This is a genomic window from Flavobacterium cupreum, assembly GCF_003996965.1.
GTDB lineage: Bacteria > Bacteroidota > Bacteroidia > Flavobacteriales > Flavobacteriaceae > Flavobacterium > Flavobacterium cupreum.
This window is the reverse complement of the sequence record NZ_QWDM01000006.1, coordinates 66,347-92,110: the sequence shown is the minus strand read 5'-3', so window position 1 is coordinate 92,110 and position 25,764 is coordinate 66,347. Positions and strand designations below refer to the sequence as shown.

27 protein-coding genes and 1 tRNA gene are annotated in these 25,764 nt (G+C 37.2%); 13 read left to right on the top strand and 15 right to left on the bottom strand.

Annotation, left to right across the window (positions count from 1 at the left end; all coding sequences use genetic code 11):
• Window positions 1–66: 66 nt before the first annotated feature.
• Genes mutL through D0817_RS10610 form a run of 4 tightly spaced genes read left to right on the top strand, consistent with a single transcriptional unit; the run spans window position 67 to window position 4,696 of the window.
• Window positions 67–1,977: a DNA mismatch repair endonuclease MutL gene (gene mutL, locus D0817_RS10625; RefSeq protein WP_127338378.1), complete on the top strand. Its 1,911-nt coding sequence runs from the start codon at window positions 67–69 to the stop codon at window positions 1,975–1,977.
• Window positions 1,974–2,723 (top strand): rhomboid family intramembrane serine protease, encoded by a 750-nt coding sequence (locus tag D0817_RS10620; RefSeq protein WP_127338377.1) that lies wholly within the window; start codon window positions 1,974–1,976, stop codon window positions 2,721–2,723. Before mutL ends, D0817_RS10620 begins: the two co-directional genes overlap by 4 nt.
• A gap of 43 nt (window positions 2,724–2,766) precedes the next feature.
• On the top strand, window positions 2,767–3,630 hold the full coding sequence (locus tag D0817_RS10615) for a rhomboid family protein (protein ID WP_127338376.1): 864 nt from the start codon (window positions 2,767–2,769) through the stop codon (window positions 3,628–3,630).
• A gap of 19 nt (window positions 3,631–3,649) precedes the next feature.
• Window positions 3,650–4,696 (top strand): endonuclease/exonuclease/phosphatase family protein, encoded by a 1,047-nt coding sequence (locus tag D0817_RS10610; protein WP_167470938.1) that lies wholly within the window; start codon window positions 3,650–3,652, stop codon window positions 4,694–4,696.
• 46 nt (window positions 4,697–4,742) lie between these two features.
• Here D0817_RS10610 and D0817_RS10605 read toward each other — a convergent pair whose 3' ends face one another.
• From D0817_RS10605 to D0817_RS10580, 6 genes are all read right to left on the bottom strand, one after another.
• Window positions 4,743–5,357 carry a WbqC family protein gene (locus D0817_RS10605; RefSeq protein WP_127338375.1) on the bottom strand — a complete coding sequence of 205 codons (615 nt, stop codon included), beginning with the start codon at window positions 5,355–5,357 and terminating at the stop codon, window positions 4,743–4,745.
• A 93-nt stretch (window positions 5,358–5,450) separates the two neighbouring features.
• Entirely contained in the window at window positions 5,451–7,004 is a 1,554-nt protein-coding gene (gene lepB / locus D0817_RS10600; RefSeq protein ID WP_127338374.1) for a signal peptidase I, read from the bottom strand.
• A 66-nt stretch (window positions 7,005–7,070) separates the two neighbouring features.
• Window positions 7,071–7,778, bottom strand: a complete 708-nt coding sequence (gene dapB, locus D0817_RS10595) for a 4-hydroxy-tetrahydrodipicolinate reductase (RefSeq protein WP_127338373.1) — start codon at window positions 7,776–7,778, stop codon at window positions 7,071–7,073.
• Window positions 7,779–7,816: 38 nt separating this feature from the next.
• Window positions 7,817–8,374, bottom strand: a complete 558-nt coding sequence (locus D0817_RS10590) for a DUF5683 domain-containing protein (RefSeq protein ID WP_127338372.1) — start codon at window positions 8,372–8,374, stop codon at window positions 7,817–7,819.
• A complete protein-coding gene (locus D0817_RS10585) occupies window positions 8,374–9,276 on the bottom strand; it encodes a ParB/RepB/Spo0J family partition protein (protein WP_127338371.1) in 903 nt (300 codons plus the stop codon). Before D0817_RS10585 ends, D0817_RS10590 begins: the two co-directional genes overlap by 1 nt.
• 5 nt (window positions 9,277–9,281) lie before the next feature.
• Entirely contained in the window at window positions 9,282–10,049 is a 768-nt protein-coding gene (locus D0817_RS10580; RefSeq protein ID WP_089353624.1) for a ParA family protein, read from the bottom strand.
• A 333-nt stretch (window positions 10,050–10,382) separates the two neighbouring features.
• Between D0817_RS10580 and D0817_RS10575 the strand changes: the two genes are divergently transcribed.
• From D0817_RS10575 to D0817_RS10565, 3 genes are all read left to right on the top strand, one after another.
• Window positions 10,383–10,457 (top strand) — tRNA-Pro (locus D0817_RS10575).
• Window positions 10,458–10,757: 300 nt separating this feature from the next.
• Window positions 10,758–11,993, top strand: coding sequence for a site-specific integrase (locus D0817_RS10570; RefSeq protein WP_127338370.1), 1,236 nt, complete (start codon window positions 10,758–10,760; stop codon window positions 11,991–11,993).
• A gap of 213 nt (window positions 11,994–12,206) precedes the next feature.
• Window positions 12,207–12,485, top strand: coding sequence for a helix-turn-helix domain-containing protein (locus D0817_RS10565; protein ID WP_127338369.1), 279 nt, complete (start codon window positions 12,207–12,209; stop codon window positions 12,483–12,485).
• Between the two features lie 53 nt (window positions 12,486–12,538).
• On the opposite strand, the gene D0817_RS10560 is transcribed toward D0817_RS10565, so the two are convergent.
• The 7 genes from D0817_RS10560 to D0817_RS10530 all read right to left on the bottom strand — a co-directional run bounded on the left by D0817_RS10560 (window position 12,539) and on the right by D0817_RS10530 (window position 17,789).
• Complete coding sequence (locus D0817_RS10560; protein WP_127338368.1) at window positions 12,539–13,012, bottom strand: hypothetical protein; 474 nt, start codon at window positions 13,010–13,012, stop codon at window positions 12,539–12,541.
• A gap of 14 nt (window positions 13,013–13,026) precedes the next feature.
• On the bottom strand, window positions 13,027–13,647 hold the full coding sequence (locus D0817_RS10555) for a tetratricopeptide repeat protein (protein ID WP_127338367.1): 621 nt from the start codon (window positions 13,645–13,647) through the stop codon (window positions 13,027–13,029).
• A gap of 22 nt (window positions 13,648–13,669) precedes the next feature.
• Window positions 13,670–14,266: a hypothetical protein gene (locus D0817_RS10550; RefSeq protein ID WP_127338366.1), complete on the bottom strand. Its 597-nt coding sequence runs from the start codon at window positions 14,264–14,266 to the stop codon at window positions 13,670–13,672.
• 18 nt (window positions 14,267–14,284) lie between these two features.
• Complete coding sequence (locus tag D0817_RS10545; protein ID WP_127338365.1) at window positions 14,285–15,388, bottom strand: hypothetical protein; 1,104 nt, start codon at window positions 15,386–15,388, stop codon at window positions 14,285–14,287.
• 9 nt (window positions 15,389–15,397) lie between these two features.
• Window positions 15,398–16,438 carry a hypothetical protein gene (locus D0817_RS10540; protein WP_127338364.1) on the bottom strand — a complete coding sequence of 347 codons (1,041 nt, stop codon included), beginning with the start codon at window positions 16,436–16,438 and terminating at the stop codon, window positions 15,398–15,400.
• A complete protein-coding gene (locus D0817_RS10535; protein ID WP_127338363.1) occupies window positions 16,438–17,250 on the bottom strand; it encodes a hypothetical protein in 813 nt (270 codons plus the stop codon). The genes D0817_RS10540 and D0817_RS10535 overlap by 1 nt, the downstream gene beginning before the upstream one ends.
• Window positions 17,251–17,327: 77 nt before the next feature.
• Window positions 17,328–17,789: a hypothetical protein gene (locus tag D0817_RS10530; protein WP_127338362.1), complete on the bottom strand. Its 462-nt coding sequence runs from the start codon at window positions 17,787–17,789 to the stop codon at window positions 17,328–17,330.
• A gap of 62 nt (window positions 17,790–17,851) precedes the next feature.
• On the opposite strand from D0817_RS10530, the gene D0817_RS10525 reads away from it, so the two are divergent.
• On the top strand, window positions 17,852–18,073 hold the full coding sequence (locus tag D0817_RS10525; protein ID WP_035620677.1) for a helix-turn-helix domain-containing protein: 222 nt from the start codon (window positions 17,852–17,854) through the stop codon (window positions 18,071–18,073).
• Window positions 18,074–18,182: 109 nt separating this feature from the next.
• Here D0817_RS10525 and D0817_RS10520 read toward each other — a convergent pair whose 3' ends face one another.
• Both D0817_RS10520 and dinB read right to left on the bottom strand, forming a co-directional pair.
• On the bottom strand, window positions 18,183–21,242 hold the full coding sequence (locus tag D0817_RS10520) for a DNA polymerase III subunit alpha (protein ID WP_127338361.1): 3,060 nt from the start codon (window positions 21,240–21,242) through the stop codon (window positions 18,183–18,185).
• A 3-nt stretch (window positions 21,243–21,245) separates the two neighbouring features.
• Window positions 21,246–22,427: a DNA polymerase IV gene (gene dinB / locus D0817_RS10515; RefSeq protein WP_127338360.1), complete on the bottom strand. Its 1,182-nt coding sequence runs from the start codon at window positions 22,425–22,427 to the stop codon at window positions 21,246–21,248.
• Between the two features lie 122 nt (window positions 22,428–22,549).
• Here dinB and D0817_RS10510 point away from each other — a divergent pair, with 122 nt between their 5' ends.
• The 5 genes from D0817_RS10510 to D0817_RS10490 all read left to right on the top strand — a co-directional run bounded on the left by D0817_RS10510 (window position 22,550) and on the right by D0817_RS10490 (window position 25,752).
• Window positions 22,550–23,278 carry an XRE family transcriptional regulator gene (locus D0817_RS10510; RefSeq protein ID WP_306462212.1) on the top strand — a complete coding sequence of 243 codons (729 nt, stop codon included), beginning with the start codon at window positions 22,550–22,552 and terminating at the stop codon, window positions 23,276–23,278.
• A gap of 255 nt (window positions 23,279–23,533) precedes the next feature.
• The gene (locus tag D0817_RS10505) at window positions 23,534–23,974 is read left to right on the top strand and encodes a MauE/DoxX family redox-associated membrane protein (RefSeq protein WP_127338358.1); all 441 of its coding nucleotides are present in this window, start codon (window positions 23,534–23,536) and stop codon (window positions 23,972–23,974) included.
• Complete coding sequence (locus D0817_RS10500) at window positions 23,971–25,035, top strand: hypothetical protein (protein WP_127338357.1); 1,065 nt, start codon at window positions 23,971–23,973, stop codon at window positions 25,033–25,035. The genes D0817_RS10505 and D0817_RS10500 overlap by 4 nt, the downstream gene beginning before the upstream one ends.
• An 84-nt stretch (window positions 25,036–25,119) precedes the next feature.
• The gene (locus D0817_RS10495; RefSeq protein ID WP_127338356.1) at window positions 25,120–25,401 is read left to right on the top strand and encodes a DUF6520 family protein; all 282 of its coding nucleotides are present in this window, start codon (window positions 25,120–25,122) and stop codon (window positions 25,399–25,401) included.
• A gap of 72 nt (window positions 25,402–25,473) precedes the next feature.
• The gene (locus D0817_RS10490) at window positions 25,474–25,752 is read left to right on the top strand and encodes a hypothetical protein (RefSeq protein ID WP_127338355.1); all 279 of its coding nucleotides are present in this window, start codon (window positions 25,474–25,476) and stop codon (window positions 25,750–25,752) included.
• The last annotated feature ends 12 nt before the right edge of the window (window positions 25,753–25,764 follow it).

Sequence of the window (25,764 nt, the reverse complement as noted above, 5' to 3'; positions counted from 1 at the left end):
TTGTACACCTTGGTTTAGATTTTAAATCAAAATCTTAAATCGTTAATCCACAATCTAAAATTTTAAATGTCAAGTATTATTCAATTACTTCCTGATCACGTTGCTAATCAGATTGCCGCCGGAGAGGTAGTTCAAAGACCTGCTTCGGTTGTAAAAGAGTTGTTAGAAAACGCTGTTGACGCCAAAGCAACCGACATTAAATTGATTATCAAAGATGCCGGAAAATCGTTGGTTCAGGTGATTGATAATGGGGCAGGAATGAGTGTGACCGATGCGCGTTTGTGCTTTGCACGTCATGCTACCTCAAAAATACGTCAGGCAGAAGATTTGTTCTCGCTTCACACCAAAGGCTTTCGTGGTGAGGCACTGGCTTCTATCGCTGCAATTGCCCACATGGAAATGAAAACAAAACAGGACCAGGAAGAACTGGGGACGCATATCGTCATTGAAGGCAGTAAATTTATCTCTCAGGAAGTGGCCGTTTTACCCAAAGGGACTTCATTTGCGGTTAAAAATCTGTTTTTTAATATTCCGGCACGCCGTAACTTCTTAAAATCCGATACGGTGGAATTTCGCCACGTCATGGATGAATTTCAGCGTGTAGCGTTGGCGCATCCCAATATTCATTTTACTTTTTATCATAACGGAAGTGAAATGTACAATTTGCCTGCTGCGGGGTACCGTCAGAGAATTGTTGGGATTATGTCCGGAAAAACCAATGAGAAATTAGTTCCCGTAAACGAAGAAACCGAAATCATAAACGTGCAGGGATTTGTCTGCAAACCTGAATTCGCCAAGAAAAACAGGGGAGAGCAGTTTTTTTTTGTAAACGACCGGTTTATTAAAAGCGGTTATTTGCACCACGCCGTAATGGCAGCTTATGACGGACTTTTAAAAGATGGTTCACAACCGAGTTATTTCCTTTTCCTGCAAGTACCGCCAAATACAATTGATATCAATATTCATCCGACTAAGACGGAAATCAAGTTTGACGATGAACAGGCTTTATACGCTATTTTAAGAGCTTCGATCAAACACAGTTTGGGTCAGTTTAATGTGGCTCCTGTTCTTGATTTTGATCGTGATGCCAATTTAGACACACCGTATCATTATAAAGATTTAGAAGGCGAAACGCCAACGATTCAGGTAGATGGAACCTTTAATCCATTCACGGACGACAAAACCAACCAGCATTATTCTAAATCCGGTTCAGGATCAGGTTATGCAGGTAGTTCCGGCTCGGGCTCAGGTTCGTATTCCGGATATTCCAAAAGAGTGGAACCAACAGCCAGTTGGGAAAGTCTGTATGTGGGTTTGGAAACAGAAACAGAAAGTATCGAAAGTGCTCCTTTTACATTCGAAAATGAAGAAGTTACGTCGTCTTTATTTAACGATGAGGATGTAGAGCAGGCCATTCAGAAAACCTATCAGATCCATAAAAAATATATTGTTTCACCCATAAAATCCGGAATGGTGATTGTGGACCAGCAACGGGCACATCAGCGTATTTTATACGAGCAGTTTCTGTTGAATATGACTGTCAATCAGGCTTCAAGTCAGCAATTGCTGTTTCCTTTGAATTTGTTCTATTCTTCAGATGAAATGACATTAATTGAAGAATTGAAACCTTCATTAGAAACGACAGGTTTTGTTTTCGATGAAGCCCAAACCGATCATATTGTGATTTCAGGGATTCCTGTCAATATTACAGAAAGCGAAGTTTCAATGGTAATCGAACAATTATTAAGTGATCTGCAGGACGGAATTCCGGCAAGCAGTTACAGCCAAAACGATACCATAGCCAAATCGATGGCCAAAAGTTTAGCGGTTAAAACCGGATCTTATTTAACCGAAAAAGAACAGGATAATTTAGTAAACGGATTATTTGCCTGTAAAGATCCCAATATTTCACCTTTTCAAAAACCGACTTTCATCACGATGCGTGTGGAAGATATAGATAAAAAGTTTGCCTTATGATGAACATGACTCCTGTAGTAAAACAATTGCTGATAATCAATATTATCTTTTTTATTGGTTCGCAATTAGTGCCTGTTTCTTATGAATATTTCGCGATGTTTTTTCCGGAAAACCCAAGCTTTAAAGCCTGGCAGCCTATCACACATATGTTTATGCATGGCGGAATCCTGCACATCGCATTTAATATGTTTGCCATGGTATCTTTCGGATCTGCATTAGAGCATTTTTGGGGCGGTAAAAAATTCCTTTTCTTTTATATCTCTTGCGGACTGGGAGCTGCACTACTGCATACTGGTGTAAATTATTATTTTTTTCAGGACAGTATCAATACGCTGACAGCTAATGGTTTCAATAAAGCAGATATTTTGCAAATTCTCAATGAAGGTAAAATCGATACCAGATGGCAGGAATTGCTAACGGTTTCGCAATTTGAAAGTTTTACCGGAGCTTACATAGGAACTGTTGTAGGTGCCTCAGGAGCAATTTATGGTTTGTTAACAGCTTTTGCCTTTATGTTTCCTAATGCGGAGCTGGCATTAATGTTTATTCCGGTTCCAATCAAAGCAAAATATTTTGTTCCGGTAATTTTAGCAATTGATTTGTTTTTAGGTTTCAGAGGTAATTCTTTATTTGGCAGCGGCGGTACAGGTGTTGCCCATTTTGCCCACTTAGGCGGAGCATTAACGGGGTTTTTAATGATGCTGTACTGGAAAAAGAATCAGTTTAATAGCAATCGTTGGAATTAATTTTTAATTTTAAGATCAATACTAGAAACTTAAAAAAGCTTTTATGAATATTCTCGATGATTTAAAATTGCAGTATAGATTAGGAGGCATTGCCATGCGTGTTATTTACTGGAACATTGCCTGTTTTCTGATTTCATTAGTGTTCTTTTATCAATATTCAGTCGGACAGTTTGCTTTTCCGGGCTGGCTGGCTTTATCATCAGATCCTGAAGTATTTTTGTTTAAACCCTGGACATTTCTGACCTATGCCTTTTTTCACGATGGATTTTTGCATCTGTTGTTTAATATGATGGTTTTGAATTTTGCAAGTTCACTGTTTTTAACCTTCTTTACACAAAAACAATATTTGGGATTGTACATTCTAAGTGCTGTTTTTTCCGGAATCGTTTTTGTGCTGACCTATTATTTTTTAAATTATTCAGCTTCTATAGTTGGTGCTTCGGCTGCTATTATGGCTATTTTGGTGGCAACAACAACCTATCAGCCGCTGATGAATGTTCGTTTGTTACTGATTGGAAATGTAAAATTATGGCATATTACCGCCGTGATTTTAATTTTAGATTTAATGCAGTTGCGCCTGGGTAATATGGGCGGACACATTTCGCACCTGGCGGGTGCTGTTTTTGGATTTATTTTTATTAAATTGCTTCAAAATGGGACTGACCTGAGCATAGTGATCTCCAGAACATTGGACTTTTTTACCAATTTGTTCAGAAAATCACCTGCAACCCCCTTCAGGACTGTACATAAGAATTATAAAAAACCTACAGAAAAACCAATTTCAAGAATTGTTACGAAAGATAAAACGCAACAACAAATTGATGAAATTTTGGATAAAATCAGCCAGTCCGGCTATGATTGTCTGACCAAAGAAGAAAAAGAATTTTTATTCAAAGCAGGAAAATAATCCTTGTAATAAAGAAAGCATGCAAAACCTGTCGTGGTTTAATAAACTGATGTTCTTTTTGAATATAGTACTTACTGTAGTAACATTTAGTATCTATGTTTTGCCTTTTCTCGCACCCAAGAGCTTTCCGCTTTTGTCGGTGCTTACGCTGTTTATGCCGGCCTTTTTTGTGATGAATGGCTTGTTCTTCCTCTATTGGGGAATCCAGTTCAAAAAACGTCTTATTTTATCTGGTCTGGTACTGCTGACCGGAATTACTTTCATTAATAAATTTTATAAATTTTCTGCCAAAGAATATGTTGAAGACGAAAAGGACTTTTCTGTAATGAGTTATAATGTCCGTCTTTTTAATGTGTTTAAATGGCTGGACCGCGATGATATCCCCTCGAATATTAAAACATTTATAGACGAAAAAGATCCTGATATCTTATGTATTCAGGAATATTCCAATTCTGCCCATATTGACTTGAAAGTGTATCCGCATCGCTATATTTTCATAGACGGAAATCAGATCAAAACAGGGCAGGCTATTTTCTCCAAATTTCCAATCCTGTATCAGGGGAGTATTATTTTTCCCAAATCAGACAATAACGTAATCTATGCCGATATAAAACGTGGTAAGGATGTAATACGGGTATACAACATGCATCTGCAGTCGATTAAGATTTCTCCGGATGTTAACGATATTTCGGATAATATCGACAATGTAAACCAACGGAAATCACAGTTGATTTACGGCCGGATCAGCAAGGGCTTCAGACAGCAGCAGGAGCAGGCAGAAATTTTTAAGGAGAATATCAAACAATGTAAAACGCCTATTATTATTTGCGGCGATATGAATAATAGTCCTTTTTCTTATGTGTACAGAAATATCAAAGGAAAGCTGAAAGATACTTTTGAAGAAGCCGGGGAAGGTTTCGGCGCCACGTATAAATTTCGCTATTATCCGGCCCGAATCGATTATATTTTTACGGACAGTAAGATGAAGGTAAAACAATTTCAGAGTTTCTCTGATTTCGAGAACTCCGATCATTATCCGATCATGGCAAGGCTTTCAATGGAATAAATTTCCAATTTTTTAAATTCCAAATTCCAAAAAACTCCGTGGAATATTAGATTATTTTTTGGGTTTTTAAATAATCCATGGCAAATTTACCTTCATTAAAAAGTAAATCCAGTACGCTCAGATTGTTTATAAAGCCATGTTTGTCGTCAAATACCTGGGTATATTTTTCGAATGAATTAGCGTCTTTTTTTCCGTTTACCAAATACCTGTAATCGGTAATGTTTTCGACTTCATGAAAGTATTCCGTAGTTTTTCCAAACTCTAATTTCATTCTAAGACATTTCGTCAGGATTTCTAAAACTTCCAGGTTGAGATCCATTAAAAAGGTATGTTCTTTTTTGAAAACAGGGCGAATATCCTCTTCAAAAAACTCAAAAAATGGAGAGCTTCTATACGCGGCTTCTAAAGATTTGAAGTGTTGCTTTCGCCAGTCAAATTCATTTTCAATTCGTACCTCTTTTGTTTTCTGATGCAGTTCTTTCGAATGTTTGACAGGGATATTCAATAACTGAATTCCGTTTGGGCTATAGATATAAGTACGGTTTCTGTTCGTCTGTTTCTGAAAATTATCTTCCATTTCAAAAGTAATATTTTCAGATTGGGCCATCACTGCAAAGTGACTGATTGACGGAAAATAGGTAGGAAGTAACAAGGAGTTCATGTTTGATTGGTTTTGTGTTAAAAGTTTCAGGTTTCAAGTTTCACGTTCGCGCAGAACTTTAAACTTGAAACCTGAAACTAAAAAAACTTTATTTTATGCTTTGTTTTCTTTTCTTTTTCTCCAGAAGAATTCTCCAACGAAATAAAGGGCAAGAAAAATTAAGAAGTATTTAAAGTAAGACTGAGGTTGTCCCTCGCCGTCAACAGTGGTGAAGACCCTGCTCCAGCGAATTTTATTGATTCCTTTTCCGTTAGTGTCCCAGCTCAGCCAGATGAAAACAGGCTTTCCTACAATATGATTTTCAGGAACGTAACCCCAATAACGGCTGTCTTCAGAGTTGTGACGGTTGTCTCCCATCATCCAGTAATAGTTTTGCTTAAAGGTGTACGTTGTGGCAGGTTTTCCGTTGATTAAATAATGGGAACCGTCTATTTGCAAAGTATTTCCTTCGTAATTCGTGATGATTTCTTTGTAAAAAGGTAACGATACATTGTTTAAGGCAACCGTTTTCCCAGCTTCCGGAATGTATATTGGTCCGAAATTATCCTGATTCCATTTGTTGATGTGAGGGAAAATGGCATCGTCATTTCCTTTGGAGATTTCTCTTCTTACGTCGGTAACTCCAGGTGTGTTTTTTAGTCTTTCGACGCTGGCTTCTGTTAAAGCTGCAAAATAAATGGTATCTCTTTTTTCGCTTTTGAAACCGGCGCGATCCGTAATATCAAGCTCTCTTAATAATGTTTCAAAATCAATAGGTGTTTTTCCATCAAGCGCAACTGCATACGAATACTGCGGTTTAGCTCTTTCAGGCAAAACTAATTTTTTTCCGTTAATGAAAACAAAACCATCTTTTATAGACAGGCTGTCTCCGGGAATACCAACGCATCTTTTTACGTAATTCGATTTTTTATCGATTGGTTTTATAACACCGGGTCTTCCTTTTGGTTCGTAGAAATAATGTACGGTATCCACAGGCCAGTTAAAAACTACAATATCGGTTCTTTTGATTTTTTCAAAAGCAGGTAGTCTGAAATAAGGTAATTGTGGCCATTTTAAGTACGATTTTCGTTTTAAAAACGGGATAGAGTCGTGAACCATTGGCAACGCTACTGTCGTCATCGGAACTCGCGGTCCGTAATTAAGTTTACTCACAAACAAAAAGTCACCAATCAATAATGATTTCTCTAAGGAAGAAGTCGGAATTGTATAGGGCTGTACGACATAGGTGTGCACTAATGTGGCTACGATGATAGCAAAAAGTAAGGAGCTTACGGTATCAGCAGTTTTGTTTTCAGGCGTTAATTTTCGGTTCGCATTGTATTCTAATTTCTGGGTATAGTTTACATAGTAAATGTAAAATCCGAAAGTGAAAATTCCTAAAAAGGTATCCAAAGATGATTTCTTTCCGAAGGTTCTTAAAGTTTCTACCCAGACCACCGGAAACATAATCAGGTTAATAATCGGAATGAAAAGCAACAACGTCCACCACGTCGGCCTTCCAATGATTTTCATTAAAACGATTGAATTGTATACAGGAACTGCGGCTTCCCAACTTTTTCTTCCTGCTGCCTGATATAATTTCCATGTTCCTAAGAAATGAATAATTTGTACTGCCAGGAAAAAAACAAACCAAAGATATAGTGTCATAGTTTTTTAGTTTTATGTGTCAAGTTTCAGGTTGTTTAAATTTATGCCTTAAACTTTAAATTAGTCTTATTTAGATTCCAGATTCAAAACATCCTTCATCGTATATATTCCCTTTTTGCCTGCCAGCCATTCCGCTGCTATAACGGCTCCAAGAGCAAAACCTTCACGGTTGTGAGCGGTATGTTTTAATTCGATACTGTCAACAATCGAATCATAAGTCACCGTATGGGTTCCGGGAACATCTCCAATTCTTTTTGCTTCTATATGAATCTCATTCGTTTTTGCATCTTCTAAAGTCCAGTTGGCATACTTGCTGTTTTCAATAACCCCTTTGGCTAATGAAATGGCAGTTCCGCTTGGTGCGTCTAATTTCTGGGTATGATGAATTTCCTCCATCGTTACTTTGTAGGAGTCGAACTGAGACATGATTTTGGCTAAATATTCGTTCAGTTCAAAGAAAATATTCACGCCTAAACTAAAATTAGAACTGGAAATAAATCCTCCTTGCTTTTCGTTGCAAAGGGCTGCCATTTCCTCATAATGTTCCAGCCAGCCGGTTGTACCTGATACTACTGGAACATTTGCATGAAAGCAATTTGAAATATTAGCTACGGCAGCGGTTGGAACACTAAAATCGATAGCAACATCAGCAGTCGAGAGTCCGTCGTATGTGTTGGATTCGTCTTTTTTTAAAACAATTTCATGGCCTCTTTCTAAAGCAATTCTTTCGATTACTTTGCCCATTTTTCCGTATCCTAAAAGCGCAATTTTCATTTGTGTATTTTTTGAATTTAAATAGAAAGCAGCTCTATTTAAAAGTGGTAATTAAAAGTTAGCCCGACATTGGGTCTTAATGTCATATCATCAGGGTAAATTTCCGGACGAAGTGATAGTCTTTCGTTGACGTTGAATTGAATTAAAGCTGCGTCAACATTGGCATCAATGATGTTTAAAACATAAAACCCTACCACAAATAAAGCTGATAAATCCCTGTTTCTCTGGTAGAATTTCTGACCCGCAATAAGCCTGCTGTCATCTAAAAACTGATAATCGTCAGGAAGGCCTTCAAGTCTTTTTTTGTAGGCATCGCGATAATTATTGTATTTTTTATTATTGTCAAGGTAAAAGTATAAACTGGTTCCGATTGCTCCGTAGACTAATGGAATTTTCCAGTATTTTTTATTGTAAGCCTGACCAAGACCCGGTAAAATGGCAGAGTAAAATGCTGCTTTTGCCGGTGTAAGCGGATCTATTTCCTCTAACTTAGTAGTGTCTTTAGCGACTAAAACCGTCTCTTCTTTTGCCTGGGCAAAAAGAGAAACGGTTCCTATGAGAAAGAACAATAGACTTATGGGGACAATTTTATTCACTATCCGTTTATTAATTTTATAATTCTGTTAAAGTCGGCTTCAGAATTAAAAGGAATTGTAATTTTTCCTTTACCGTTGCCGGCGACTTTTATATCAACTTTCGCACCAAAATATTCGTTGAAGGTGCTTTTTTTGATTTCTTCAATTTCAAAAGAAGATTCTGATTTTGCTTTTCCTTCTGCTTTTGGTTTTTCGCCTTCATGATAGTTTTTTACCAAAGCTTCGGTCTCACGAACCGATAAGTTCTGGCTTACTATTTTCTGGTAGATGTCTGTCTGCACATCTAAGTCTTCAATATTAATGATTGCCCTTCCGTGGCCCATGCTGATAAAACCGTCACGAATACCCGTCTGGATAATCGGATCTAATTTTAAAAGACGCAGATAATTGGCAATTGTAGAACGTTTTTTACCCACACGCTCGCTCATTTGTTCCTGGGTCAGTTGAATTTCATCAATCAGACGCTGGTACGAAAGTGCGATTTCGATTGGATCCAGGTCGTGACGCTGGATGTTCTCCACCAGGGCCATAACCAGTGACTCGTTGTCATTGGCAATACGGATATAGGCAGGAACTGTGGTTAAACCTACCAGTGTTGAAGCACGTAAACGACGCTCTCCCGAAATTAACTGGTATTTATTGAAGTCTAATTTTCGAACAGTAATAGGTTGAATTACGCCCAATTCCTTAATAGACGTGGCTAATTCGCGTAACGATTCTTCATTAAAATTGCTTCTGGGCTGAAACGGATTTATTTCGATAGCACTTATTTCAAGCTCTATAATATTTCCAACAACTTTGTCAGCATTTTTGTCTTCTACTGAGGTAATGTCGTTTTCCGGATCTTTTAATAATGCTGATAATCCTCTTCCTAAGGCTTGTTTTTTAATTGCTTTTGTCATAAAAACTATTTACTGTTTTTCTTTATAATTTCCTGAGCTAAATTAATGTAATTAACGGCCCCTTTGCTGGTTGCGTCGTAATTAATGATGCTTTCGCCAAAACTTGGAGCCTCACTTAATTTTACATTTCGCTGAATAACGGTATCAAAAACCATATCGTTAAAGTGTTTTTGAACCTCTTCCACAACCTGATTGGATAAACGCAATCTCGAATCGTACATGGTTAATAACAATCCTTCGATGTCAAGATCCGGGTTGTGAATTTTCTGGATACTTTTTATGGTATTCAGTAGTTTTCCTAATCCTTCAAGTGCAAAATACTCACACTGAATCGGAATAACTACAGAATCAGCCGCTGTTAAAGCATTCAGCGTTAATAGTCCCAAAGAAGGAGCACAGTCTATAATGATATAATCATATTCGTCTTTCACACTTTCCAATGCTTTTTTAAGCATATATTCTCTGTTTTCTTTATCAACCAATTCGATTTCGATGGCAACAAGGTCAATGTGAGCAGGTATCACATCAACATTTACAGCTGAACATTTTATAATTGTTTCTTTAGGGGTGTGGCTGTGTTCCAGTATCTGATAGGTACCAATTTCTACAGATTCTACATCAATCCCAAGACCTGATGTAGCATTCGCCTGAGGATCAGCGTCTATCAGTAATACTTTTTTCTCTAAAACACCTAATGAGGCCGCAAGGTTTACTGATGTAGTAGTCTTTCCAACGCCTCCTTTTTGATTAGCAATCGCAATGATTTTGCCCATTTATTTTCTGAATTTTGAACCGTAAAAATACAATTATTTATGGTTTTTGAAAATCTATTTTGTTAACATTTAAGAAACTTAGGTTAACCGTTGTTTGGTGGGTGTTTGATGGAATGTGTTTTTGGTTTTTCACAGAATACAGCTATAAAAAAGTCATGCGGATAATAGTTAATCTGACCTTAAAAAGTGTCATAAGTGAAATTTGATTTTAATAAAAAAAGTATTGGCAGGCTTTTCAGGATTTTTCAAATTCAGCATTTGAAATTAAAATAGTTCTTATTTCTCAAATTGTTTTGGATAAGCAAAAAATAGTTATATATTTGCACCCGCTTACGGGGTGTAGCGTAGCCCGGTTATCGCGCCTGCTTTGGGAGCAGGAGGCCGCAGGTTCGAATCCTGCCACCCCGACACTAACGCCTTACAAAGGCAGTCAAAACCCCTTAAATCGTATGATTTAAGGGGTTTTTCTATTTTATTCAACTCCAAAATGTTCACGTTATATCAAAGAAAATGGGACCTATTCGGCTACCCCTTTTCTTTTTTTAACTTGTAGGTCCCAAAAATCATTTTAATACCATCGTTTTCAGTCTGTTGTGCTCAAATTTTAACATTTGATGCTTCTCTGAGTATGCCGGTTTTTCAGCAGAAATCCAGCTTTTCTGAGACCCATTTAATGTGCAAATGATCTGAACATTAAATTTTTGAGATATGAAAACAGCTACTACAACATTTGGGGTGCTCTTTTATTTAAAGGCACAAAAAACTTCCATGCAAGGCAAGGCGCCGATATGCGCCAGGGTTACTGTAAATGGAAAACGCACTGAGATTTCCGTAAAGCGTTCTGTGAACGCAAATGAATGGGATGAAAGAAAAGGCATGGCAAAGGGAAGCCGTAAAGAAACAGTTGAACTCAACATGTACCTTAATCAGTTCAAGGCAAAAATCATAAATACGTATCAGCAGATGGTACTGAGTGATGATGCGATAGACGGCCCGGCAATTCGCGATAAGGTATTGGGCACTGATCACTTATTACCTACATTGGTATCACTGATTGAATATCATAATGAGCAACAGGAAATTAAATTGGCTCCCGGAACCATGAAAAACTACTACACAACACAGCGGTATATCGAAAAATTCCTAAGAGAGAAATATTACAGGAATGACTTAATCCTTTCACAGCTTACGTATAAATTTATTCTGGACTTTGAACGCTACCTTTTTAATTATGTTCCCAAGGACCACCAAAAACCACTGAACAATAACGGAATCATGAAGCATATTGAAAGGCTGCGCAAAATGATAAATATGGCTGTTAAACTGGATTGGCTGGCTAAAGATCCTTTCGCAAGCTTCAAAAAACATTTTGACAAGGTGGAACGTGAATCCTTAAACAGCAAAGAGCTTACAGCATTAGAAAACAAAGAGTTTACTATCGAACGGCTGAGGCATGTTCGGGATATGTTCATGTTCAGCTGCTATACGGGTCTGTCCTATATTGAACTGGCAGAGCTAAGCCCAAATAAGATTATTACAGGTATAGATGACGGACTTTGGATATCTACAAGCAGGGCTAAGACAGATACAGGTGTACGTGTACCGTTATTGCCCCAGGCAATAGAATTGATGGAGAAATATAGAGATGATCCAAGGGCGCTGAATAACGGCACAGTCTTTCCTGTAATTTCAAATCAGCGAATGAATGGCTACCTGAAAGAAATCGCTGACATCTGTGGGATAACCAAGACGTTGACATTTCATATAGCACGTCATACTTTTGCAACTACTGTTACACTAAGCAATGGGGTACCAATAGAAAGCGTCTCAAAAATGCTCGGCCATACCAGTATCCGGACTACTCAGATATATGCAAAGGTTGTAGAGTCTAAGCTTAGTGAAGATATGCATAATCTTAAACAACGAATGTCTGCTGACGCATAAGACAATCAAAAAAAGATAGTAATTTAAAAGGTGGTCTATATAGACCACCTTTTGTTTATATGATAACAACGCATTTTTTTGGTAAAAGAGAGCCACAATCAGCCAAACAGCGACAGTTTATTATCTTATACCCCCTGATAAGTTTACTTTGTAATGGTTTGTAAAGACTACCAAACTCTAAGTTAGATATTGTTCAATGTAAAAGTAAGAATTATGAATGTAGATCTTATTACCAGGGATGACCTTGATAAATTTAAAAAAGAACTTTTAGAAGAAATTCGAAGATACCAGCAATATCCTCGCAAACCAGGTCAGGAAACGCGGGTATGGCTCAAAAGTTATGAAGTTCGTAAACTTCTAAATATTTCAGCGGGGACTTTGCAAAACCTACGAATAAATGGCACCCTTCCTTATAATAAAATTGGTGGACTTATGTACTATCGCTATGAGGATATTCAAAAACTTATGGATGGGGATAACAATGATAAGTGAGCAGTAGAATTATTTATCTACTGACGAAAGAAACAAACACAATGTCCTTCGCGTTATTTTTTTCTAATCCTTAAAAAAGTTGTATTTGAGCTCGTAAGTTCAAAAGTGTAATTTTTAGTTGAAGATAAAGGGTCGAATTTTTTCTTATTTTTTTTACTATTCAGGTCATAAATCCTAAGGATATTATAAAGATCCTGCAACCATGCTTTTTGATATTCAATTTCGAAATCATAATAAGTGGCCTTACCATCTACATAAACTGTGTCATGGTACTTTAAATAAATAGTCTTCGTCGCTGGCGAAATTAATTTTTCGTAATCAAGTTTACTCAAAGACAAAGTCCCTGGATAATATTGAGCTGGCAGATTTTCTGTTGATGTGTCTGTCGAGATTATAAAAGTTAGTTTTGATTTTGTGCTTATGATTTCATCATCTACAACTAAAATAAAGCTTAGATTTTTTATTTCCTGTGCTACAAGATTTTTTGAGCTCAGGAGCAAAAAACAGATTACGATTATCTTCTTCATTCTTATTAATTACGCTATCGAATATTGAAAATTTTAAAAAGAACATTTCTTTTATCATCTGTAACAATATAATTTTCCAGTGCATCTAAATTTTGTTTGTCATAATCTGATGCATATTGTTTTTTGTAAAATTTAAGCTGTTCCAACGCATAATTTTTATCTTTAAAATAATTCTCCAATGCTAGCTTATAAAAAATATTGCTGGAAGTTGGTTTCTTAATTTTTGCTATTTTAGTATAGACCTCACGTAAGTCTTTATCTGCATCATCATTATTAAGTTTTAATTTTAGTACACTACTAAAAAGCTTCAGTGACGGATCAATTGAATCAATTTTAATCTCGTTTAGCTGATTAAGTGCCTCTTGGTACTTTTGATTATCAACGAAAAATTGTGCTTTGCTAAATTTATAATTATTATTAGCTGGATCGCAGCTTATACTTTTATTTAGGAAGTATATTGCACTATCATTTTCCATCTTAGATGCTTTTTCAATATACTTGGTATAAATAATTTCGCACTCGGGTTTGTCTGCAATTGTTTCTTTTTCCAGATTTTTCTTTGGTTCACTCTTACTTTGACAACTTGAAAGCGGTGTTATAAGCAGAAGTATAATGATATGATGTACATTTTTCATAGCTTGTTTTTATTCTTATTCCTTATTGCTCCCCTGGATAATTTTCAATATTATCTTTTAAAATACTTTCATAGAACATTTCTGAATAGTTTTTATTTACAGCCTTCATACTATCAATTTCTTTTAAGGTATTTTCTTTTCCTACCAAAAACATTCTCATTGAAAAATAGTCCGCATATAGTAAAGAGTCCTTTGGAACTTTATTAACAGTATCTTTTATCATTTCGATACTTTGTTTGATATAAGACTCAGCTTTGGGTCTATCACTACTTTTAAATTTTAAAAACCTTACAGTATTTAAAGTGTTTAATCGATTGTATTTATTAATAGTTATATTATTAACTAATAGTTTTTCCAGTTCATCGTATTTTTTTAAGCTTAGCAATAGTGAAATTATGGGCAATGAATTCTTACCCACCAACCCGTTTTCTACAAAATCCTTATTATACTGCAATTTATTATAGGCTAATAGCAAATGCTTTTGATCTTTCGTAGCATAATATTTTGAAATGCTTTGAGATAGAAAAAGATTTAGGTCTTCATTATTAATGCTTTCCTTTGTTTTTACACATGAGAAAAGCATCATTATAATTGTAAGTATTAATAATCTCTGTTTCATATAATTTTTATTGCTTTATTATTTTGGTTTTTTATTATTAAAATTAATTGATGTACCTACACTTGTTGAGTTGGGTACTCCGATAAGACCAGCGGGACCAGGTGCAGACATTGGGAAATTCCCATTTGAATATTGCCCCTTAAAATTAAAATTAAGATTGAATGAATTACCATAGTTGCTTTGTATTGATTTTGCATTCCAAGAGCTTTGAAAAGTTAAAGATGGAACGTTACCTCCCTGTACAATATTCCCACTTGGACTAGCTGCGGCGGCACCCATTTTATTGCCTTGTAACGTCATAGATTCACTGCTTAGAGATATTTCAGCTCCGGGATATGGCGCATTGGCATTTCCAGAAACTACCGCTGACATAGTTACACCCTGAAATTCCTTTGATTTGATTCCGCCGGATTCATTATATTCAGTTTTAACATCCGCTGCAATAGAAACACTTAATTCTGTTTTAGCGGTCATATTATAAAATGCCGCGCCCTTGGCTGAATAAGCGTTGTCAAAATCATCTACACCAACTAATCCCATATCCCAGTCGGAACTTCTGGAATTAGAAGTACTAAATAAATTGCTTATAATAGAGCTATCTTCTTTACCAACGTAACTATATCCCTTTGGAGTATTACTGCTTGATGTCACTTCGTTTCTCCATTCAAAACCTCCAGTACTGATATTCTTTATCCAATCTAAAGGGCCTCGCCCATCAGGATCAACATATTTCATAGGATTATCAAAGCACATATTGTATGGTGACCAGCTTGAAAATTCCTCACTTAGTGGGTCAGGAGAAAGCCACCTGCTCGGCATATCGCCAATTGGCCTTGAATACATTCCATTAATCGTATCAGGTGTAGCATTGCCAACAATTTCTTTTCTATCTACATGGAAACGAATTGAACCAATTGTTACAATACTGTCAAGATCATGCACTTCGAGATATTTGCCCTTGCTTAATGTAGCCACTTTTGCTTTATAACCGAATTGCTTAAAAGGATTAGCAGCCTCAATATTCTTTTCCCTGCGGGCTTGTTCTTCTTTGGATAGCTTCTCTTGGGCAGACATGGTTCCGGCTGCTGATAGGAGAAAAATTAAAAAATAGAGTTTTCTCATAGTGTTAGTTTATTGCTTGTTAAAGGTATTCAATTTTTTGTTTTCGTACTTATCCCTTTCGGTTTTTAATGAAACGAGCCAGTTCAGATACATTTCTTCTGGCATGAAACGGTAGCCTATTTGGTGTATATGGGCATATTCTTTTTCCAATAGCTTGAAATCTGCATTTGCTTTTTTAGTGTCTGCCTCATTTTCAACTAGCTTCTTGTGAAGTTCTGCCTTTAGGATTAGGGCTGTGGCAAAATTTGGATATGTCTTTATTGCAACATCTGCACATTTTAGAAGAAAAGTTCCGTCGTTTTCAGGAAAGGATTTTTGATAGGCATTTGCTAAATCAATGATGACCAGCGCAATACTCTCATTGTTATTCAGGGCTTTCATATACACGCCGTTTTTTATGGCATCCAAATGAACAAATCCAGAGGCCATTAGCCATGAATCATTAGGAAATATACCGCTTGTCAGTTCAGTATTATACCATCCGTTCGCCTTGCTCTGGTGTTTAATATATATGTGGTTGGGTGCCAATGCCAGATGTGCTGTTGTTCCCAATTCTTCACATAAAATCTTATATAAATAGGGCAATGAATGGCAGTTCCCTTTGCGGGTATAAAGCAGTTTCGATACAAACATACTGGAGATGTCCTGATTTCCAAATACATCGTTGAAGTCGTAGACAAAAGGAACATATTTATACTGCTTGTCTTCTATAACAATCGGGATGCTATCGCACATAACCTGATACACAGAAGCCCACTTGTTTACATCCTTCTTGTCACTTTCAACATAGGCCAAGAATCTGTCTTTAATCAATGAGTTGCATAAATTCTTAAGCATCTTGATTTCCCTGTTTGCTGAAACTGTGTCAAGCTTTCCATCTAAATAGGCATTCTCGACTGAAAATACAGCCTCCTTAAAATTATACTTCGTTCCATCAGCAACCATGCTTGTAAGGATAGTAAAACTATCTTCATAAAGTTTTGCCTTGTCCTGTGCCGTTGCTGATATTGCCATTGCAAGGCTTGCAATTATGCATAAATATTTTTTCATCAATCTTTTAATGTTTTTATCGGCTTGCCTAATAGTCCTTTAAATTGTTTTTCAATAGCTTTGTTTTCTTCCTTTTGCTTTTCGCCTCTCATCAATTGCAGCCACTGTTGGTAAGCTTCCGGCGGCATGTGCTCATATCCTAAATTGTCAATCAAGGCGTACTGTGTGTTCACTTGATTTAGCAATACCACAGCATTTGGGAAATTACGGATATTTTGCAGTTGTTTATTGTCACGTGGATTAATTCCCAGACTGCTCATAACATTTTCAAAGCGGACAGTATTAATATTAGCCTGAATCAAATTAGCACTTATACTTTTAGGGTACAATTGAAGGGCTTTATCTATAATCTGCTGTGCAAACTCATCATACCCAAACTTGTAGATATAGCCTCCTGCCAAATCGCTTAAATGTTGTGAAAGGAGTTCTTTTTTTGAAAGGTTTTCCATGTAGATTTTATTCTGCAATGCCTCTGATTTTACATAACCCGATTGAGAGATATAAGATTCAGTCGAAAACATCCCGTTGGTCAGCTCAACATTGTACCACTTTCCATTATCGTCGGGAAAACGAATATAGGAATGGTTCGGAGAAAGCGCAAGATAGGCTTCCGCACTAATTTCTTCAGCCAGTATTAGGTACAACAATGGCATGGAATGGCATTGCCCTGAACCCGTCCTTAATAATTTCGTGACAAACATCTTGGAATAATCCTGCACTCCCATATAATCCTCAAAGTCATATTTGAATGGCAGGTGCTTGTCTTTTGAATTTTTAAGTTGCAATGTTCCGGAAAAGAACTGGAACAGCATAAAATTTTTAGCGGCATTACTGTTAGGGTCATATCCTAATTCATTTATTTTCGCCTTCAGGAACTCCCCACTGTTCCTTATGATCTTGTCAAATTCATCTTTGTCAAGCTTGTTTTCAAAAAAAGCATTTTCGATAAGGAAATTATTGTTTTTAACGGAGTAAGTACTATCTGTAATAATTTTATCGAAAGCCTCCCTGTAAAAGCTTGCTTCTTTCTTTCCAGAAAACGCAGGAAGACTGATCGCATTTCTGCGATATCGGCTCTTGCCTCTTTCATGGCATTCTCGCGAAGTTTCTCCTGCTGTTTTACCTCATTCATGATCTGCTCGTTCTGTCGTTGCTGATAATTATTACCAGTAGATGGTAGTTGAGTCGCAGAAGGTGCAAGAAAACTACCCGAAGGATATAGGGATGGTACTGGAGGTTTGATTTCTGGTAAACCAGGTGTCATTATCGTTTGACCATTTACATATACAGTAAACAGTACAACGCTAAAGGTTATAAGCTTACGGATTATTAAAAAATTATTATTTCTCACTTTATTTCTAACTTGGACGTACGTCCTACAGTATTTATTATTAGAACTCTGAATTTTGTCCTGTGAGGGATAAAGACAAAGAATATTTACAAAATTTTGGAGCCAACCTTAAGAAAATTCGCGAAGACAAAGGCTTTACTCAAGCCCAGCTTGCTATTGACAGCGATTTGGATATCTCCTATATCAGCCGTATTGAAAACGGCAGGATTAGTCCGTCCCTAATCTATATCACACATCTTGCTGACGCACTTGGCGTGGATATGAAGCAGCTAATTGGCTTCTAGTAGGTAAGACTTTTCCGAAGCGAACATACAAAATATTTTTTCTATATCCTTACGGAAAAACCTCAAAAAGTAAAAACAAGTATTTTTACGTGGTTTTTACTGATCATCTTCAGGCATTTCCCATTTTATGTCGCGGCAGACCTATTTCATGCTCCTGCGGGTATGGTGCTCTCTGGGTCATGCTTATATCTTCGCGGATATTTCTATGTGCATCATATTGTTTTTCATTACTTTCAGAATACCTCGGATCTGGTATAAAGGGCATTTTAGCCATCTTCGTTACTGTTATCGTAGGAAAGTGATAATCGACCTGCACATTTCCTAACAGCAGGTAACACCCTCCTCCTTGAAAGGGATATTCTTTAAGACTGCCAGTAAAATGAGCCGTATCAAACAATTCTCCTTCAACATCTATCCATGTTCCGAAAAACATTGCTCCCATCTTTGTAGGAACGTGCTTTCGAGAGATCAAATAAGCCAGCATTTTTACCGTTTTTTTGTGATGTTGCAATAAGTCTTTTGCCATTACATTGCCTCGGAATTTTGTTTGCAGCAGATCGAACGGCGTGCAGGAAACGGGAAAGCTTAATAATTCAATTTCATCGAAAGCATCTTCAAACCTTGAACGTTCTAAAACCGGGAGATTGTATTCCTTTACCGGTTCCTGAAGGAGCATCAAACTGCGATTTTCAGGTTTGAAATTAACCAGTATCAGCCTTGCAATGACTAATAACTGGTTCTTTGTTTTTCCCGTAAAACGGAATGCTCCAATAAATATTAATATTTGGATTCCTTCGATGCCAATCGGTACTCTATTTATAAAATCTTCCAGTGATTTATATTCTCCATTTAACTGACGCTCGGTAACTATGTGCCCCGCTATTTTTGTTTCCAATCCTTCAAGATGCATAAGCCCAAGGTAAACATCGACACCATAAAGTGTAGTTTCATATTCGCTTTTATTTACACATGGATTATGTATAGCTGCACCTGACATCCGGGCTTCATGCACATACACTTCAGTTCTGTAAAAACCTCCTTGGTTATTAATAACCGCAACCATAAATTCAATTGGATAATGTACTTTAAGGTATAAGCTCTGATAGCTTTCTACTGCATACGATGCTGAGTGCGCTTTGCAGAAAGAATATCCAGCAAACGATTCGATCTGGCGATAAATTTCCTGGCTAAGTTCAAAAGGATGACCTTGACGCTCACAGCATTCAAAAAAGTTATCTTTTACTTTCTGAAGGGCGGATTTTGACCTTCCTTTTCCGCTCATAGCCCTGCGCAATATATCCCCATCTGCAGCGGGAAGTCCTCCATAATGCAGGGCAATCTTTATTACGTCTTCCTGATATACCATTATGCCATACGTCTCACCGAGTTGCTCCTTAAATACTTCATGGAAGTATTCAAATTGTGTCGGGTTGTTGTGTCTGAAAATATATTCCTTCATCATTCCACTTTGGGCAACGCCAGGACGAATAATAGACGATGCGGCCACAAGGATCTTATAGTTATTACATTGTAGTCTTCGGAGAAGCCCGCGCATTGCGGGACTTTCAATATAAAAACAGCCGATAGTTTTACCACGACCTAAATATTGATTGCATAAAGCCTCATCTTTAGAAAGCGATGTATCCCTAATATCGACATTTATACCACGGTTCTTACGTATCAGTTTGACACTATCATCAATATGTCCTATACCGCGCTGGCTCAAAATATCGAATTTCTCAAAACCAATATCTTCTGCCACATGCATATCGAACAGTGCGATTGGAAATCCTTTTGGTGGCATTTCCAGCACTGTAAAATTTGTAATAGGTTCTTCAGAAATCAAAATCCCACATGAATGCATACTTCTCTGATTGGGATATTTTTCAAGCATCATTCCGTATTCCTGAACCATCCTCACCACCTTATTATTATCGTGAAGTTCTAACGGGTTTTTAGCCAAGGCATCAAGTTCCTCTTTTGGAAGTCCAAATACTTTTCCAATTTCCCTGAATATTGACCGATATTTAAACTCAACATTGGTGCCGCAGAAAGCAACATGCTCAACTCCGTAGCGGTCGAAGATATATTCTAATATTATATCACGTTCTTTCCATGACCAGTCAATATCGAAATCTGGCGGGCTTTTTCGGTTTACATTCAGAAAGCGCTCAAAATACAAATCCAGTTCAATAGGGCAGATATCGGTAATGCCCAGACAATATGCGATAATGCTGTTAGCTCCGCTGCCCCTTCCTATGTGCAAAAAGCCCATACTGATACTATATCTAATAATATCCCATGTTATGAGAAAATAACCGCTGAACTCCAATTCTTCAATGACTTTTAGCTCTTTGTCAACACGCTGTTTTGCAATAATATTATCAGGACCATATTTTTTGATCATTCCTTTCTGGGCGAGTTCTCTCAACCGTTGCATATCCTCATCGCGGCTGTTGGTGAAATATTTTTTATTGCGCGGTATACCGAATTCATATTCAAAATTGCACCTTCCAATTATGCTTTGGGTATTCTTAATAATAGTAGGATAGAGCATATATTTTTCCAATAATTCTGAAAGGGGCAACATTGTTTCTGAATCACTGCAATAATTCTCCATAGTTAATTTTGACCCTAGCACGTTTAGATCGACAGCACGTAATATTTTATGAAGGTTATATTCTTTTTTATTCCTAATTGTAATAGGATGCAGCATCACCATTTTATCTAACCTGTTTTTCCATTTTTCTTTATATAATATAAGAAGCTCATTAGGCTTGATACCGATGTATTCGTTTTCCCGTAGGTTAGCCGGGGCATTGCTGATAGGATAAATAACTATAACATTCTCAAAAGTCGGCGCAAAAACCGGAAGCGCTGAATCTTCAAAATTATGCTTTGTCAAAAATCGGTTCATTTCTCCTAAACCTTCACGGTTTAGGGCAAGACCAATATATCGCAATATATGCTGGCAGCGAAATTCAATTCCGATAAGGGGCTTTATAGATGCAGCCTGACATAATTTAATAAAATCGTAAATGCCTGTTACCGTATTGATATCAGTAAGTGCCATAGATTCTGCTTTGAATTGAATCCCCAGCTGTACCAATTCTTCAACCGGTATAGTGCCATAGCGAAGGCTGTGAAATGAATGGCAGTTGAGGTACATGGCTTATTTTTTTCTTTTTAATATTTCATCTTTGTTGTTGGGTTTGAATGTTGCGCCTCCTCCACGCATTACGGCATCAAAGCCGTACCGGGTTTTCATTCTATCCATAGCCTGGTACAAAGACATCATTTCTTCCGTGTCTTCAAACATGTTGATTTGATAAGTACCCCTTACCAGACCGCTGAACCGAATTCCTATCAGGCGCAAGCGCATCCTGCGCTGGTAGAGTTTACTGAAAAGGTCCGTTACATTCTTTATCAGGATATGATCTGCGGACGTGTATTGGACTCTGCATTGTTTGGTTTCGGTATCGAAATTTGCATAGCGTATTTTAATGACCACTGTTGAGGTAAGCCAGCCTTCAGAACGAAGCTGAAAAGCCAGTTTTTCCACCATTCCCTGAAGTACTCTTTTGAGCTTTTCAATATCAATCGTATCCTGTAAAAAAGTATGCTCTGTAGAAATAGATTTGCGCTCGGTGTAAGGTTCAACGGGATTGTGGTCTATACCGTTGGCTTTTTTCCACAATTCGATGCCATTCTTGCCAATCATCTGCTGCAGTACATCGGCCGGCATTTCGGAAAGTGTCTGGATATTCCTTATACCTATACGGGATAGCAATTGAAAAGTGGCATCGCCTACCATTGGTATTTTTTTTATAGACAGCGGATTAAGAAAAGGTTTTACCATGTTTTCCGGTATCTCAAGATTTCCTTTGGGTTTTCCTTCACCGGTAGCAATTTTTGATACCGTCTTATTGACCGACAAGGCAAAACTTATCGGCAGTCCTGTCTCCTTTGTAACGGACTGGGCAAGCTCATTGGTCCATGTGTAGGAGCCGTAAAATTTATCCATACCGGTGATATCAAGATAAAATTCGTCGATACTGGCTTTCTCCATAACCGGTGCTTTTTCTTCGATAACTTCGGTTACAGCATGGGATAATTTAGAATATAGTTCCATATCACCTTTCATCACTTTTGCTTGGGGGCAAAGGCGCAGTGCCATCTTAATTGGCATTGCCGATCGCACGCCAAAGGTTCGAGCTTCATAGGAACATGATGCCACAACACCTCTTTCACCACCGCCAATAATGAGCGGAATGCCATTCAATCCTGAATTGGTCAGTCTTTCACAGGATACAAAAAAAGTATCCAAGTCCATATGTACAATTGCCCTCGCCATAACTTTCATTTTTGCACTCAACAAAATTAGCACAGATTGGAACAAAATATCATATATTTGATGTTCTAAATCGTAACAAAATCATCATGTCTTTATTTTCCGACAACATTAGGAGCTTGAGAATGAAAAAGAAAATTTCACAGGAAAAGCTTGCTGAAAGCCTTCTAATAACGCGAGGGAGGTATGTGAAATACGAAGACGGGACTTCGGAAGCTCCCTATGAAATTTTAAAGAGAATATCCCAGTATTATGGGATTAGCATTGACATACTGCTTTGCGCTGATGTGCGTAAAATTAAAATGGATGACTTGGTTAAACTCGAAAATAACAGGCTTCTTCTTCCAGTTATTGTCAACAATGAAGGGGATAATCTTATTGAAATTGTCACTCAGAAAGCCAAAGCTGGCTATATGAACGGATATTCAGATCCGGAATATATTGAAAGCCTGCCGCGCATCTCACTTCCTTTTCTAGGACCTGGCCTTCACAGGGGATTTACGGTTGATGGAGATTCCATGCCCCCACATGAAGACGGTGATGTTATTGTTGCCAAATATATAGAAAAACTTGGTGAGGTAGTTGACGGCAGGACATACATTATCATGACTAAAAATGATGGGATTGTCTACAAACGATTAAATAAAAACAAGAAAAACTTGCTAGTGGTCGAATCTGACGAATCTTTTTATACTCCTTACGAGGTTAAAGCATCGGAGATCGAACAGATTTGGGAATTCAAATGTAACCTAGGCAAAAAGGACAAAAAACGTGTAAACATTGTTCCCGGCAGTATTGAAGAAATGTTTTTGGAATTGAAGAATGATATTCGGAGGCTAGAGCGAGAAAAATAACAAGTACTTTTTTCAGTATGAGGCTGGCATTTGCCAGCCTTTTTGCTTGAATATTGTAGAACAGTGTAAATTGGCTCGGTTTTTATAAATTTTGGCTCGGTTTTGTTAACAATTCTCTAAAGATATCTATCTAATTTAGCATCTGTAAACAATAACACGGTGGTGGTCAATTCAATATGAGCTGTTGGAATATTATATTTTAGTCTGCAAACACATTATTTTCGAATAAACCACTGTGAGATAAAAATGGATGTCATGAAAATATCTATCTCCTTTAAAAGTACTTTTGTATATCTAATCTGCTTACTATTTGTCTCCCTATTTATTTACGCAGCTGTAAGTAAAATACTGGATTATGAAAACTTTCGTGTACAGCTTGCACAGTCCCCATTATTAAGTGCCTTCGCCCGATATGTAGCATGGGGAGTACCGGCCTTTGAAATTTTAATAAGCATACTATTATTATCTGAAAAATGGCGAACAGTAGGGCTGTTTTCTGCTTTTGGTTTAATGGTGATGTTCACCACATACATCTACATCATTTTAAATTTCAGCTCATTCGTACCATGTTCCTGTGGTGGCGTTTTAGAGAAAATGACATGGAACCAGCATCTTGTTTTTAATTTAGCTTTCATAATACTGGGAGGCATTGCTGCCTTAGTTCAATCTAGCAACTTTCAATATAATCTGTCATGAAAACAGCTAGAGCAATAACAGTGATGGGATTTATAACAGCATTTGCTGTAGGTATTGTCGTAGTGCTGTTTCTTACTTCCGAAGATATCATGCACCACCGTAATAATTTCATTAGGCGATTTTCAGATCAAGTAGAGAAAAATTATGAAATCGACCTCCAATTAAAAGGATACTATTTTGCCGGGGAATCAGATGACAGCATCTATTTAGGGAATTATGATGCACCACTATATTTTGCATCAGTCGACAAAAAACTAAAGAAGCTTCAACCACATGTAATGCAAATTGACCAAATGGACCTGCCTTATCGCTCCGTGGAGGTTCGTGTAAGGGGTTCCCAGATATTCCTGGTCGATGGCACTGTACCTTGCGTATTTCGAGGGGAACTAAAATCACTAAAAATGAAATATGTAGTTAGGCCAGACAAAACATTTTCGCATGTAGTTGTAATTGATTCAGTGAATATTGCATATCGTACCCACAATAAAGACGGTGAAAGCATTTTGGGTTTATCTAAACTTGATGGAAGAAACAAAATAAATCAGAGGCTGCTACAAAAACAAATTGACGGGAACTTCGATGTAGATGGTTCATTGTATTACGATGCAGAATTAAAAAAACTTGTATATGTTTACCTGTACAGAAACCAATATATAATAGCAAATCCTGACTTGTCGCTGGATTCTCGCGGGAATACTATCGATACTGTTTCCAAGGCTAAGATAAAGGTATCGTACATCAAAAGTCATAATGCAAAAAAAATGTCTGCACCACCTTTGTCTATTAATAGGACTGCAGCTGTATACAATGGATTACTATTTGTCAATTCTGAGCTGATAGGGAAATATGAAGACGAAAAGATATGGAAACAAGCAAGCATTATAGATGTTTACAGTATTACAGACCGCAGTTATATAAGCAGCCTTTACATATACAACATTAAAAAAAAGAAATTGCGTGCAATGTACGCCAGCGGAAACAATTTATACGCAATCATCGGACACACATTGGTCAGCTATAAACTAACTGATCTCATCACAAAACATTATGCAGTCAAATGATTGCCAACGATATATCGGCCGATATCAGGGATAAGATCGAAAACCTGAAATAGAGTAGATCCCAATCTTTAATAATTTATTATTATGAAAACATTCAAACAAATCTTGCCGGCGTTTGCTATTATGCTTGCGCTAGGCGGTGCTTTCGGCACCTACGCTATGAACAATTCTGGCGGAAAGGGAGCACTGACAAATTTTAGAGGTCATATTAAAAACAATCCGCTAGGCACCAGCTGTACGGAATCAATCATGTGTACCGATGTTAATGGCCCACTTTGTACTGTCAACGGTCAGCCAACAGGAACACAGCTTTGGAAAAAAAATGATCAAAATCGCTGCGTTGATGAAATCTACAAGATTCAGTAAGCAACTGATTTGTAAAAGAAATGCAGCCTTGGTGGCTGCATTTCTAATAATTATTATTTAAAAAAAAGAACAATGAAAAATTATACTTTCAAAAAATTAGCCTCATTATGTTTCATAGTATTGTCAATTAGCACTGCATTCGTAAATGGTTATTCAAAAACTGCAAAGAGGACCATTATTCAAGGATATATTAGAAACAACGCACAAGGTACAATTTGTCAGCAAGCAGGATTATGCGCTGATGTTGGTAACCAACTCTGTACAGTTAACGGCCTTCCAGGCGGTACCCAATTGTGGGGCAAAAATGCTGCTGGCATGTGTACAATTGAACTCTACAAAATTCCTAATTAATGCGGTCTAAAT

Bases quoted from the DNA above. Each gene is read 5' to 3' on its own strand.
- mutL (WP_127338378.1), top strand. From the start codon at position 67: ATGTCAAGTATTATTCAATTACTTCCTGATCACGTTGCTAATCAGATT.
- D0817_RS10540 (WP_127338364.1), bottom strand. From the start codon at position 16,438: ATGAAAAAATATTTATGCATAATTGCAAGCCTTGCAATGGCAATATCA.
- D0817_RS10545 (WP_127338365.1), bottom strand. From the start codon at position 15,388: ATGAGAAAACTCTATTTTTTAATTTTTCTCCTATCAGCAGCCGGAACC.
- D0817_RS10550 (WP_127338366.1), bottom strand. From the start codon at position 14,266: ATGAAACAGAGATTATTAATACTTACAATTATAATGATGCTTTTCTCA.
- D0817_RS10535 (WP_127338363.1), bottom strand. From the start codon at position 17,250: ATGCTGTTCCAGTTCTTTTCCGGAACATTGCAACTTAAAAATTCAAAA.
- dinB (WP_127338360.1), bottom strand. From the start codon at position 22,427: ATGGCGAGGGCAATTGTACATATGGACTTGGATACTTTTTTTGTATCC.
- D0817_RS10620 (WP_127338377.1), top strand. From the start codon at position 1,974: ATGATGAACATGACTCCTGTAGTAAAACAATTGCTGATAATCAATATT.
- D0817_RS10610 (WP_167470938.1), top strand. From the start codon at position 3,650: ATGCAAAACCTGTCGTGGTTTAATAAACTGATGTTCTTTTTGAATATA.
- D0817_RS10565 (WP_127338369.1), top strand. From the start codon at position 12,207: ATGAATGTAGATCTTATTACCAGGGATGACCTTGATAAATTTAAAAAA.
- D0817_RS10495 (WP_127338356.1), top strand. From the start codon at position 25,120: ATGAAAACATTCAAACAAATCTTGCCGGCGTTTGCTATTATGCTTGCG.
- D0817_RS10560 (WP_127338368.1), bottom strand. From the start codon at position 13,012: ATGAAGAAGATAATCGTAATCTGTTTTTTGCTCCTGAGCTCAAAAAAT.
- D0817_RS10510 (WP_306462212.1), top strand. From the start codon at position 22,550: ATGAAAAAGAAAATTTCACAGGAAAAGCTTGCTGAAAGCCTTCTAATA.
- D0817_RS10500 (WP_127338357.1), top strand. From the start codon at position 23,971: ATGAAAACAGCTAGAGCAATAACAGTGATGGGATTTATAACAGCATTT.
- D0817_RS10520 (WP_127338361.1), bottom strand. From the start codon at position 21,242: ATGTACCTCAACTGCCATTCATTTCACAGCCTTCGCTATGGCACTATA.
- D0817_RS10580 (WP_089353624.1), bottom strand. From the start codon at position 10,049: ATGGGCAAAATCATTGCGATTGCTAATCAAAAAGGAGGCGTTGGAAAG.
- D0817_RS10505 (WP_127338358.1), top strand. From the start codon at position 23,534: ATGAAAATATCTATCTCCTTTAAAAGTACTTTTGTATATCTAATCTGC.
- lepB (WP_127338374.1), bottom strand. From the start codon at position 7,004: ATGACACTATATCTTTGGTTTGTTTTTTTCCTGGCAGTACAAATTATT.
- dapB (WP_127338373.1), bottom strand. From the start codon at position 7,778: ATGAAAATTGCGCTTTTAGGATACGGAAAAATGGGCAAAGTAATCGAA.
- D0817_RS10615 (WP_127338376.1), top strand. From the start codon at position 2,767: ATGAATATTCTCGATGATTTAAAATTGCAGTATAGATTAGGAGGCATT.
- D0817_RS10570 (WP_127338370.1), top strand. From the start codon at position 10,758: ATGAAAACAGCTACTACAACATTTGGGGTGCTCTTTTATTTAAAGGCA.
- D0817_RS10490 (WP_127338355.1), top strand. From the start codon at position 25,474: ATGAAAAATTATACTTTCAAAAAATTAGCCTCATTATGTTTCATAGTA.
- D0817_RS10555 (WP_127338367.1), bottom strand. From the start codon at position 13,647: ATGAAAAATGTACATCATATCATTATACTTCTGCTTATAACACCGCTT.
- D0817_RS10585 (WP_127338371.1), bottom strand. From the start codon at position 9,276: ATGACAAAAGCAATTAAAAAACAAGCCTTAGGAAGAGGATTATCAGCA.
- D0817_RS10605 (WP_127338375.1), bottom strand. From the start codon at position 5,357: ATGAACTCCTTGTTACTTCCTACCTATTTTCCGTCAATCAGTCACTTT.